This is a genomic window from Streptomyces sp. NPDC055140, from assembly GCF_053607285.1.
The window spans coordinates 51,384-63,376 of the sequence record NZ_JBSGTG010000037.1; the positions used below are offsets into that span (position 1 = coordinate 51,384).

Below are 11,993 nucleotides of genomic sequence, written 5' to 3' on the forward strand. Positions count from 1 at the left end.
AAACGGCCTAGCCTCGACGGTAGATGTCCCTCGGAGCCTCGACCGCGGGGGGACAGCGCGTGCCGGGCGTGGCGCGTGTCCATGTCCGGCCGGGCGGACCGGCTCATTCTCTCCACCGGGTCTCCTTGAGGAGAGACGCATGGATTACTACGATCTCGGCACCCACAGCCGCCCCGTGACGACGTCCTCTCCCTCTGCCCAGACGTGGTTCGATCGCGGATTGGTCTGGTCTTATGCCTTCCACCACGAGGAAGCCGTCTGCTGTTTCGAGGCGGCCGCCGCGGCGGATCCCGACTGCGCCATGGCCTACTGGGGCATCGCCTACGCCCTCGGCCCGAACTACAACAAGCCCTGGGAGTTCTTCGACGACGATGACCTGGCCCGGAGCGTCGACCGCGCCCACGCCGCCGTGGAGCGGGCGCAAAGGAAGGCGGCCGCAGCCACCCCCGTCGAACAGGCTTTGATCCGGGCGCTGCAGGCCCGCTACCCGCACGCGGAGGCCGTCGAGGACTGCTCGGTGTGGAGCGAGGCGTACGCGGACAGTATGCGCGCCGTGTACGAACTCGCCCCCGAAGATCCTGATGTAGCAACGCTCTATGCCGACGCCCTGATGAACCTCACGCCCTGGCAGCTGTGGAACCTACGGACCGGCGAGCCGGCGGAGGGCGCTCGCACGCTGGAGGCCAGAGCCGTCCTGGAGCGGGCCATGGCCACCGAGGCCGGGACGGAGCACCCCGGACTGCTGCACATGTACATCCACCTGACGGAGATGTCGTCCACCCCCGAGACCGCGCTGCCCGTGGCCGATCGGCTGCGTGGCCTGGTGCCGGACGCCGGCCATCTTCAGCACATGCCCACGCATCTGGATGTGCTCTGCGGCGACTACCGACGCGTCGTGTCGGACAACAGCAGCGCGATCGTCGCCGACGAGAAGTTCCACGCGCGGGCCGGCGCGATGAACTTTTACACCCTGTACCGGTCGCACAACTACCACTTCAAGATTTACGGTGCGATGTTCCTCGGCCAGTCCAAGACCGCGCTGGAGACCGCCGCGCAACTCGAAGCCTCCATCCCCGAAGAACTGCTGCGGGTGGAGAGCCCACCCATGGCGGACTGGCTGGAGGGCTTCCTCGCCATGCGCGTCCATGTGCTGATCCGTTTCGGCCGCTGGTCCGACATCCTGCAGTTGCCGATGCCTGCCGAACCGCGGCTGTACTGCGTGACGACCGCGATGCTCCACTACGCCCGCGGTGTCGCCTTCTCGGCCACCGCGCGGATCACTGAGGCAGAGGCCGAGCGTGAACTGTTCCATGAGGCGGTCTCCCGGGTCCCGGAGACGCGGATGCTCTTCAACAACACCTGCGCCGACATCCTCGCGATCGCCTCAGCGATGCTCGACGGCGAACTGGAGTACCGCCGGGGCCATTACGACGCGGCTTTCGCCGCGCTTGAGCGGTCGATCGCCCTGGACGACAACCTTCCCTACGACGAGCCGTGGGGCTGGATGCAGCCCGCCCGACACGCATACGGAGCCCTGCTCCTGGAACAGGGGCGCGTCGCGGAGGCGGCTGCCGTCTACCGCGCCGACCTGGGGCTCGACGACACGCTGCCTCGCTCCCTGCAACACCCCGGCAACGTCTGGGCGTTGCATGGATTCCACGAGTGCCTGGTCCGTCTGGGCAAGGTGGGGGAGGCACACATTGTGGCCCAGCAGTTGAAGATTGCGGTCGCCGTGGCGGACGTACCGATCGAGGCGTCCTGCTTCTGCCGTCTCGAAGCCGTCGCCGGCGCCGTCGAGACCCACTGCTGCTGAAGCCCAGTGGCAGGACGGGGGCCACAGCTTCGCCGCGCAGCTCGCTGCTAAACAGGCGAGGGCAGGGGTGAAGCTCTCCGACGCCCTTGGAGCCACCGGAGCCCGTGTGGGCGGCTGGGCGCGAGTTCGCGGCGCAGGAGTACCTCAACCGCTGCCCACCGTGCGCGCGCCTCAGCACAAAAAAGGCCAGAGCCGGAACTTAACAAAGCATGAACCGGTGACACGGTTCCTACCGGCACCACGGGTTCGTGATCACCGGGTGCGAGTGTCGCCAGACGGTCGTTTCGCGACGCTCCGGTCGCAATCCGTGAAGCCAACGGCACATGGTGCCGCAGCTCGGTTCGGTATTGGGAGGGAAGCGGCTTTCCAGCACACGTCCGGATCGACCATGGGCACGCCCTCGTTCGAGGGATGTTGCGGCTCCGTTCGTTCCTGCACGGTCACGATGCCTCGAGCTCGGCCTGCGGGACCGGGGAGGCGACGATGAGAGGAATTCGCGTGAAACGTCTCGGCCGCAGGGCAGCGGTGAGCATCTCCTGCCTTGCCCTGATCAGCCTGGCTGGCTTGCCCCGGCACACGGCGGCGGCCGCTGAGGACGAGCGCGGCTACGTGGTCGTGCTCCAGGACTCGGTGGCTGACCCGACGGCCGCCGCAAGCCGGCACACGCGCGCCTACGGCGGATCCGGTGCGACGGCGGTGTACAGGCACGCGCTCAAGGGCTACGCGGCAACCATGACTCCGGCCCAGGCCACCGCGTTGGAGAAGGACCCGCAGGTCCGGTTCGTCGCCGCGCAGCGGTCGTACAAGGCCTCCCCACCTCCCCTGCCGGCTCCCCCGCCTCCCCTGCCGAACCCCCCGCTGCGCGACTGTCAGGAAGTACTCGACGACGTCCCCCCGATCCGGCAATGTCAGCCCGTGTTCGCGAACCGGGTCCGGGCCGACCGCTCTTCTGCCCGGTCCGGCAACGGCAAGGGATCGGTCGACGTGAATGTCGCCGTCCTGGACAGCGGCATCGCGGCTGACGTGCCCGACCTCAACGTCCGGGGAGGCGTCGACTGCCTGAGCGGCAGTCCTGTCCTTCCCGGCACGAGCCTGCAGGATCCGAGCGGCCACGGAACCATGGCCGCCGGGATCATCGGCGCCAGGGACGACGACCAAGGCCTCGTGGGAGTCGCGCCTGGCACTCCGCAGTGGGCGGTGAAGGTCGCGGACGACCAAGGGGATATCACTGACGCGGCCCTGCTGTGCGGGATCGACTGGGTGTCCTCCACCCGTACGGACGCTGACCCCGACAACGACATCGCCCTCTTCAACATGAGTCTTGCCAGCACTGACTTCACGCCGGCGGAGAGGGACGACGGTCAGTGCGGCGTGGTGAACCAGGACCCCTTCCACCTCGCGATCTGCAACACCGTGGCAGTCGGCGTCACGCCGGTGGCCGCCGCCGGCAATGCGCATGTCGACGTGGCCAGCGTCCTTCCTGCGGCTTACAACGAGGTGATCACCACCACCGCGATGGCCGACTTCGACGGCAGGCCCGGCGCGAAGGTGGCACCCATCTGCTACGGCCGCGACTTCGGCTTCTTCGGAGAAGCCGACGACGAGGCCGCGCTGGAGTTCAGCAACTTCGCCCGGTCGGCGGCCGATCGCAAGCACACTCTTGCCGCGCCCGGCGTCTGCAATGAGAGCAACTCCCCCCTCCCCCACCACCACGCGTTCGGCGACGGCACCAGCTTCGCCGCCCCCGTCGTATCCGGCGTACTCGCCCTGTGCATCGACACCGGACGCTGCGGCGACTCCTCCCCCGCCCGCAACCTTCGCATGCTGGTCAACGACGCACGCAAATACAACGACCACGACCGCCGGTACGGCTTCTTCGGGGACCCGCACCGGCCTATCCCGGGCCGCTACTACGGGCCGCTCATCGCCGCCGACAAATACTGAGCTGGTCGTTCCCGGGCACAGTCCGGCGGCAGTCGGGCCGCCTCCGGACCCGGCCGTGCGGGTGCCGGTCCACAGCGGTCAGCGCTGCGGCCCGGCCGAGCAGTGTCTCCGATTGGGCCCAACATCGCTTGCGCCAGCCGTGTACCGCTGTCGCCGGCACGTTCGCGGTGCCGGGTCCGGCCGAACTCGCTTCGCCGACGCCCACGGGGATGTGGTGCCGCGACGACGTCATGCGCACGGTCCTCGCCTCACGCACCGTACGAACGATCTCCTGCGCCGGCTTCCCGCGAACGATCCCCGACATCGCCGTGCCCATCCTGCTGGCGCACGGACCCCGGAAGGTGCCTTGCGGGAGACGGGGCGTTCTGGACAAGGGGCACCGGCCCGGCCGCACCGGCTTCATCGGCCTGGCCGGCAGCAGCGCGGTGTCCACCGCCTTCGTCGACGGCCGCAGCACCGCCACTGCCGGCGGCATGGCGATGTCGACGATGCTGGTCAGCTCTACGGTGTCCGCCGTTCCGTCATCGCGAACGACCAGCATGTGCAGCGGAGTTGAATCGATCTCCGTCACCTCGCCCGGCCGCGGCGAGCTGACCGAACATGGCGTACCGCTGGGTCAGCGGTCCCGGTCGCCGAGGATCTGCACATGGTCAGCGATGCCCACGACCAGGACCCGGGTGCTGGGCTCCAACGGGCGCCAACGGTGCGGGATTTCGGCTGCACAGTACAGAGTGTCGCCGCGCTCGAGAACGTAGCGCTTGCCGTCCGCCTCGACCTCGGCCGAGCCGTCGGCGACGTAGAGAATCTCGTCGCCGCGGTGGCGGTACTGGCGGTCCCAGTCGTGGTCGCCGGTGAACTCCAGGGCATGCAGCGGCTGGTGGCCGCGGACCAGCGGGCGGGTGCCGCCGTCTGCCGCGGAGCGGGTGCTGCCGCGCACGACGTCGACCGGCCGCGGGGCCTCGGCCGAGGCGAGCAGCTGGACGGCGGTCGTGTCGAGGGCGTCGGCGATGCGTTGCAGCGAACTCATGCTGGGGCGCGAGCGCCCGTTCTCGATCTGGCTGAGGAACGGGACCGAGACCCCGGCCCTGCGCGCAACCTCGGCGAGGGTCAGCTCCAGAGAGCGGCGCCTGCGCCGGATGCCGGGGCCCACGCGCGGGGTGTCGTCGCCGTCTCCCTTGTCGCCGTTCATGAACTTGTAACGCCCTTTCGGTCCGACCGCTGTTCCTGAACACCCTACCGCCGTGGTTAACTCCTTCACTGTCACTTAAAAAAGTTAAGTAAGCGACGACGCCCCGGACCTTTGGAGGGTCTCAAATGGCTCGTGTGGACCAGAACCAGCGACGCCGGCGCGGCACCGGCCTGATAGCCCTGGACGAGGACGCCTCGTACGGCGGCTACACGCTGTTCGCGCCTCTGACCGGCAGCGGTGAGGTGTATCTCGTCGACATCCGCGGCACCGTCGCCCACCAGTGGAACCTGCCGCACCGCCCCGGCCGGCACGCGCGCATCCTCACCAACGGCAACCTCGCCCACAACGGCGTCCTGCCCGACGAGCCCGCCCTGTTCCCCATGTGGCACAAGTACCGCGGCGGCCTCATGCAGGAGATCACCCCGGACGGCACCGTCGTACGCGAACACCGCGACCCGCTCCAGCACCACGACGCCCACCACTACGGCGACGGCCGGATCCTCTACACCGCCCTGGAAGCCCTGACCGGTGAGGCGGCTGCCGCCGTGCGCGGCGGCGTGCCCGGCTCCGAGGCGGGAGGCGACACGGTGTGGGCGGACACGATCGTGGAGGTCGACGCCGACGGGAACCGGACCTGGGAGTGGAAGGTCTCCGAGCGCCTCGACCGCGGCGACCTCCCGCTCCATCCCGACTACTCCCGCGAGCACTATCCCCTCATCAACAGCGTGCTGCCGCTCGCCGACGGGAACATCCTCGCCAGCTTCCGCTCGGTGTCGGCCGTCGTCGTCATCGAGCGCGCCACCGGCGACATCGTCTGGCGCTCCGAGCCGGGCGTCGTCTCGCAGCAGCACTGCCCGACCGAACTGCCGAACGGCAACATCCTCGTCTTCGACAACGGCGTCTTCCGGCCGCACTGGGACGTGCCCTTCAGCCGTGTCATCGAGATCGAGCGCTCCAGCGGCAAGGTCGTGTGGGAGTACCACGACCCGGCCCGCGAGGCGTTCTTCGCGCCGTTCATGGGCAGCGCCCAGCGCCTCCCGAACGGCAACACCCTGGTCACCGACTCCCCCGCGGGCCGCCTCTTCGAGGTGACCGAGGACGGTTATCTGTGCTGGGAGTACATCGTCCCGTTCTTCGGCGGCTATGAAGAGGAAGAGGTCCGCAAGCTCTTCCCGTCCGAGCCCAACGCCGTGTTCCGCTCCTACCGTTACTCCGCGGCCGAGCTGCCGTGGCTGGACCGGTGACCGGCACGGCGGCACCACCCGTGGAACCGGTCGACGAGCGTCTGCCCCTTCAGCGTCTCGTCCCCCTCGCCTGCCAGCACCTGCTGGCGGGCGTGGCCGCGCCCGTCTCCTCCGTCATCCTCATCGCCACCACCCTGAACCTGCCGGCCGGCCGGACCGCGTCACTGCTCAGCGCGACGCTGGTGCTGTGCGGGGTGGGCGCACTGCTCCAGTCACTCGGCGTGCGCGCCCTGCGGGTGGGGGCGCGGCTGCCGTTCCTGATGCTGCCGGGCGGCGCCGCCGTGGCAATCTTCCTGCAGATCGCCCAGGAGTACGGCCCGGCGACGGCCTCGGGCTCAGTCCTGGTGGCAGCGGCCTTCCTGCTCTGTGTACTTCCCTTCTACGGCCGGCTCGTCCGCCTCTTCCCACCTCTGGTCATGGGTACGACGGTCGTCCTCATCGGCATCAACATGATCAAGGTGACCGCGCCGCTGGTCACCTCGAGCCCGGGCCTCGGCTTCGCGACCCTTGGCGTCATCGCGGTCTTCTTCCTCGTACTGCGAGGAGTGTGGCGGCAGATGGCTGTGCTGCTCGGCCTGGCCTGCGGCACCCTGATCGCGGTCCTGACAGGCGCCCACCTGCACGTCGCGCACGGCGGTACGTTCGCGCTGCCAGTCCCCTTCCCGTACGGCACCCCGCACTTCGATCTGCTCGCCGCCATCCCGCTCCTGGTCTTCGCCCTCGCCTCGCTCGCCGAGGCCACCGGGCAGACCGTCCTCAACAGCGAGGCCGTGGGGCGCGCCCCGGACCCGGGCCACGACGTGCCGCGCATCGCGCGCGCAGACGCGCTCGTCTCGCTCGGCTCCGGCCTCTTCGGTACGTCGCTGATGGTGACCAGTGCCGAGAACATCGGCATCGTCCAGCTCACGCGCGTACGCAGCCGGTTCGTGACGGCGGCGACCGGGGTGCTGCTCATCGTGTGTGGGCTGCTCACGCCCCTGACCCGGGTGCTTGCGGCGATCCCGGAGCCGGTGGTCGGCGCGGCGGGCCTGGTCATCTACGGAGTGATAGCCGTGATGGGCTTCGGGATGCTCTCCCGTACCGACCTGACGCACGGCACGGACAGCGTCGTCATCGCGCTGGCAGTGGTGATCGGCATGCTGCCGATCGTGGCGCCCGAGATGTACGTGGACCTGCCGCCATGGGCGCGCACGCTGTTCGGCAGCGGGGTCGCAGCCGGGGCGATCGCGGCGGTGGCGCTGAGCGCGGTGTTCCGGGTGCTCGGACCGAGGCGCACAACGCAGGACGGACCCGGCGCTCCGCCATCAGCCGGGAGCGGGGCGCCCCTTAAGCCATCAACTGGGCGCTCTCGTGCATGAGTTCGTGCAGCACCCCGCCGAACCCGGCCTGACTGTGTTCAACACCGAACTCGGGCTGAGAGTACGGCAAGGAGAAAGCCCCTACCGGGGAAATCCGGTAGGTGGCGCGGGCGACGCCCGCTCAACTCCGCCCCAAGCAGCTGGGTGAACTCCGCGGTGGCACGGAGCCCGCGAACCACGTGCCGCCGGTCCACGAGTACGACCGGAACGGGCTGGGCTGCTCGGTGACCAGTGGATACGTCTACCGCGGCGACGCGATCCCGGACCTTCAGAGGCAGTACCTGTACAGCGACTACTGCGACGGCACCTTGCGCGGTCTGACGATCGAGAACGGCGAGGTGACCGGCCAGAGCGACCACGGAGTCAACGGCGGCGAGGTCATCTCGTTCGTGGAGGACGGAGACGGGGAGCTGTACGTGCTCGATCTCGGCGGCAACATCTCCCGCATCGACCCGGCGTAACAGCTTCAGCCAGCTCGCAGGAGCGTAAGCCGTTCATGACATCCCGTCCGATCACCTCGATCGGGCGGGATGTCGTCGTTTCCGGGCTCACCGCGCCTCACTGCCCGTCGCCCCCCCAGCAGACCACACACGGCGGGAGACGGTCACCACCAGTGGCCACACGGCCTGAACGAAGGTCACTCACCACCCGCTCCGCGACGCCTGGCGCCGTCCCGCTCTGCAACTCGGACACGAACCACAACGGGCTCGCGCACATCGGCGCACTCGCAACGACCGGCACCTGGACCCCACCTGCGCGGTGCAGGCAGCCGGTGGACTGTTGAGGAGTGTTCCCAGACCGCGAAGCAGGAGTGCGGTCTGGACGACGAGGCCGTGTTCCAGAAGTTGCTGGTGTGTTGGGTTGGTCGTTCGGGGAAGTTGCGGGCGGCCATCCAGATGCTGATGCCTGCCTGGTCGGCCTCAGGTTGGCTTGCGCCACACGGAGATGTGCTTCGCGGAGTCCTGGGTGAACGGCGCCCCGTCCCAGTCCGCGATGCGACGTTCCACCTCAAGCCCAGCGATCCGTGCCATCAGGTCGAGCTCTGCCGGCCAGGCGTACCGGTGCCGGGAGTTGCCGCGGCGGTAGCGGCCGTCGTCGCTGTCGCGGGTGAAGTGGTGCGAGACGAGAATCTGCTCGACCAGGTCGAAGGTGTCGAAGCCGAGATGCCGCTCAGAGACGTCGAACGGTACCGCGACCTGGCCGGGCGGCAGGAACCGCAGCGGCGGCACGCCCAGCTCGATGACGAATCGGCCGCCGGGCTCCAGATGACGTGCGGCGTTGCGGAAGCACTCGACCTGCTCATCCTGCGTGAGCAGGTTCGAGATGGTGTTGTAGACGAGATAGACCAGAGTGAACTCGCCGGGGACGACGGTGGTGGCCATGTCACCGATGACCACCGGAAGGGTGTCCTCGTCGATCTTGCGCCGCAGCACCGCTGCCATGTGCTCGGACAGTTCGATGCCGACCACTGGCACGCCGCGTTCCCGGAGCGGGACGCCCACTCGTCCGGTCCCGATGGCGAACTCCAGTGCCCGGCCGTCTCCGGCGAGCTCGGCGAGGAAGGCGAGAGTCGGTCCGAGAGCGGCGGCCGATGACGTCTCGGCCTCCTCGGTGTCGTAGCGCTCGGCGGTCGCACGGGTCCACAGCTCACTGCTCGTCACGGGCGGCCACTTTGCCGGGTGCCGGGGGGTGCTGTCGACGCATTTACCTTCCCACGGCTCCGATCACATGGTTCGGGGCGGTCCGGCACAGACCTTTCAGGGCACCGTCCGGCGGCTCGGGGGCGCACGGTCACGGCAGTGGTGCGGTCGTGCTCCTCGGCGCAGCGTGCACCACCCGCAACTCGCCGTCGACTTCGGCTTACGTCTCCTCAGGGCTGCCCCATAAATGATCCCCGAGTTCTCCCCGGGCCCAGTCGGCCGTCGTACAGATCCTCCCCCGACAAGATCACCGAGGAGTACGTTTGAGTCGACCGGCTCTTCAAAGCGTTGGACGGCCCTTGGAGTGTCCATCTCGTCTGCCATTGCCACCAGTCGAGCGTGGGACCGCCCTGTGATGGGCAGGGCGTCCTCATAGGTCAACCAGCACATCGTTCGAAGGCCAAAGCCTCGTCACACTTGGGCAACGTTCACTAGATCAGTGGCCCTGACGCAGGCGCCGTAGGCTCATGCATCCTCGGCGAGGGCAGGACGGACGAGGTCGCCGGCCCACCGGCCTCTCTTCGAAGCCCCCTCGGTCGCCAGTGACTATCAGGGGACAACATGGGCGCCTGACGCTTCGCCTGTGCCTTGATCTCGTAGTACGAGTCATGAGAGGTCACGCAGTACGCCTCCCCCACGCTTCCAGGACTGCACCGACCGCTGCCCCCGCAGCGCCACGACCTCGAATGGGGAACGCCAGCCACACGAAGCCGGACAGAATCACGGCGAAGCACCAAAGGTCGCCAGGAGCGGTACACATTCGCCCATGAACGGAGCCTATGCGCCCTCAACCGCCGATGACACAGGACGCACATCTCGCGCACGTCCTGGCTGACCCTGCAAGGTCCAACGATGGCAAGGTCCGACGCAGGCGCAGAAGCTGCGTTATAACCAGCCGGCCTTCGCGATAACGTCAGCGGCGACCTCCCTGACCGAGCGCCTGGTGGCGTCAACGGTAAAGTCATCGACTGCTGCTTGGCCGAGGATTCCAGCCACTTCACCAGCCCTGGCAAGGTGCCATCGCAATGCTTCGGGCTCGTTCTCGTGGCGGCGCATAAGTCGCTGGTGATTGACAGTCAAATCGACCTTGAGTCGGCAGACCGAAAGCTCGATACGGATCGCATCGGCGCACAGCTTTCGCTCGTCCAAATCCTCGATCACACCAGCAAGAACCAGCCGAACCGCCCCAGCGGCGAGGTACTTGCCAGCCATGCTGCGAAGATTCCGCACCATCAAGCCGAAGTTGAAGCGGTCTCCCAACGGCGCCGGCCAAGACTGGCGCAGCCAGTCGAGGTCAATGACAGCATTAGATATCCGGGCATCGGCGAGAAGGCCGGCCACGCTCCCAGCCACTGACGTCTTGCCAACTCCGACGGTGCCATTGATCAGGAGCGCACAGGGTCCAGGGAACTATCTGGTTGCACGAACCAAACCCTACGACCCAGCACGGACCGGAGCCCGTCGGCCTCCCCGTCGCAGAGGAACGGCCTCGCACTCGCCCTCCGTCCGGTCGTTACGGTCAGAGCAGAAGTGGGCTCGCTGATCGACCACGTTCAGAGTCCGCGAACCCACTCATTTCGGCGCACTGTTGGGGGCAGGTGCCGGCCTTCTGGCGGGCAGACCCAACTGGACCAGGCGCGGCTGGAGTTGCCGGAGGACGTGCCGCCCCTCCCCTTCGTGCGGACGCGGATGTACAGGGATGTCTCGCCGTACGACCAGGCCGGCGCAGAGAGGATGCGGACTCCCCGGTCCGCGACGGAGCAGAAGCGGCAGCGGCCGGATCAGTCCGTCGCCGCCTTCCATCACGCCGTCCTGGGCGACCACGACCAGGTCGAGGCCGACCTCGTGCGCCTCGACGAACACGGCACCAGCGGAGAACACGCCCACGGGGCTCGCCCGGACCATCCGCACACCTACCGGCGGCGCCCCGCAGCGGAAGCCACGTCTGCACAGCGGTCGGGAGGACACCGCACCCCGGCGCGTACAGCGTCGCGCTCACTCAGACTGCCGGGACGCGGGGGCCGTCCCACGGGGCGAAGGATACGGCGGGGTTGAGCCACAGGCGGATGCGTCCGTCAACACCTCCGTGCCGCCGGGCAGGGCCGCCTACTGAGGAAGGGCCGGACACGACCGAGCCGACATTGACGGAGATATGCCCGGTTTGACCCGAAAAGCCACTCCTCCAGCATGTCCAGGTTTGCACGTAAAAAATACTTCTTCGCATCATTTATGGCACATGCAGAGATTGCGTTCATTGCGTGATATTTACGGCAAATGTCATATCCGACGCCTTCATCGAGTCGCATTCCAACCTGTATCCCATTCAGTGACATGGGTCACGCCGACGGCCGCGACCCCGGGAGCAGCTGAGCGCAATTCCGTTCTGCGCAAAGAAAGTTGCGCTTTTCAATCAAAGAGGGCGCGGAGTTCGGGTCGCCGGGGACCGGCTTCGTGCATTTCCTATTCAAATTCGGGTCTTGTTCCGTTCGCGCTTTCTCGCCTAATGTCACCGTCAATCCGGATGGAACGCCGAATCCTGCCGCTGTCCGGAACCCCTCCCACTCACTCGGTTACGCACGGCAGGAGCGGGGGACCCAGAAAAGCCGCCGATCCGGATTCCGGAACGGCTCGGGGTGAAGTCGCACACATAGTGCGACCGGACATCTCCCGTCCGAACCCGACAGCTCACCTCGCAGGCGCCGGAGAGGAATTCGTCATGCCCGCAAAGGGAAAGCACCGCCGCAC

Annotated in this window: 8 protein-coding genes, 1 pseudogene and 1 riboswitch; of the genes and pseudogenes, 5 read left to right on the plus strand and 4 right to left on the minus strand. The window is 67.8% G+C overall.

All coding sequences use genetic code 11. The features are described 5' to 3' along the window. Positions 1-139: 139 nt before the first annotated feature. Both ACWFR4_RS41455 and ACWFR4_RS41460 read left to right on the plus strand, forming a co-directional pair. A complete protein-coding gene (locus ACWFR4_RS41455; protein ID WP_453656739.1) occupies positions 140-1,813 on the plus strand; it encodes a tetratricopeptide repeat protein in 1,674 nt (557 codons plus the stop codon). A 564-nt stretch (positions 1,814-2,377) separates the two neighbouring features. After that, positions 2,378-3,757, plus strand: coding sequence for a S8 family serine peptidase (locus ACWFR4_RS41460; RefSeq protein WP_453656740.1), 1,380 nt, complete (start codon positions 2,378-2,380; stop codon positions 3,755-3,757). Between the two features lie 616 nt (positions 3,758-4,373). Here ACWFR4_RS41460 and ACWFR4_RS41465 read toward each other — a convergent pair. Then, positions 4,374-4,946 carry a helix-turn-helix domain-containing protein gene (locus ACWFR4_RS41465; RefSeq protein ID WP_453656741.1) on the minus strand — a complete coding sequence of 191 codons (573 nt, stop codon included), beginning with the start codon at positions 4,944-4,946 and terminating at the stop codon, positions 4,374-4,376. A 125-nt stretch (positions 4,947-5,071) separates the two neighbouring features. Here ACWFR4_RS41465 and ACWFR4_RS41470 point away from each other — a divergent pair, with 125 nt between their 5' ends. From ACWFR4_RS41470 to ACWFR4_RS41480, 3 genes and pseudogenes are all read left to right on the plus strand, one after another. Further along, a complete protein-coding gene (locus ACWFR4_RS41470) occupies positions 5,072-6,190 on the plus strand; it encodes an aryl-sulfate sulfotransferase (protein WP_453656742.1) in 1,119 nt (372 codons plus the stop codon). Further along, positions 6,175-7,548, plus strand: coding sequence for a uracil-xanthine permease family protein (locus ACWFR4_RS41475; RefSeq protein ID WP_453656743.1), 1,374 nt, complete (start codon positions 6,175-6,177; stop codon positions 7,546-7,548). Before ACWFR4_RS41470 ends, ACWFR4_RS41475 begins: the two co-directional genes overlap by 16 nt. Before the next feature lie 152 nt (positions 7,549-7,700). Beyond that, a pseudogene (locus ACWFR4_RS41480) lies at positions 7,701-8,009 on the plus strand (PQQ-dependent sugar dehydrogenase); the annotation flags it as partial. Between the two features lie 459 nt (positions 8,010-8,468). On the opposite strand, the gene ACWFR4_RS41485 reads toward ACWFR4_RS41480, so the two are convergent. The 3 genes from ACWFR4_RS41485 to ACWFR4_RS41495 form a co-directional block, all read right to left on the minus strand. Continuing rightward, positions 8,469-9,209 (minus strand): class I SAM-dependent DNA methyltransferase, encoded by a 741-nt coding sequence (locus tag ACWFR4_RS41485; protein ID WP_453656744.1) that lies wholly within the window; start codon positions 9,207-9,209, stop codon positions 8,469-8,471. A 924-nt stretch (positions 9,210-10,133) separates the two neighbouring features. After that, positions 10,134-10,589, minus strand: coding sequence for a hypothetical protein (locus ACWFR4_RS41490; protein WP_453656745.1), 456 nt, complete (start codon positions 10,587-10,589; stop codon positions 10,134-10,136). Between the two features lie 231 nt (positions 10,590-10,820). After that, positions 10,821-11,153: a hypothetical protein gene (locus tag ACWFR4_RS41495; RefSeq protein ID WP_453656746.1), complete on the minus strand. Its 333-nt coding sequence runs from the start codon at positions 11,151-11,153 to the stop codon at positions 10,821-10,823. 652 nt (positions 11,154-11,805) lie between these two features. Further along, a riboswitch (cyclic di-AMP (ydaO/yuaA leader) is annotated at positions 11,806-11,962 on the plus strand. Positions 11,963-11,993 lie beyond the last annotated feature (31 nt).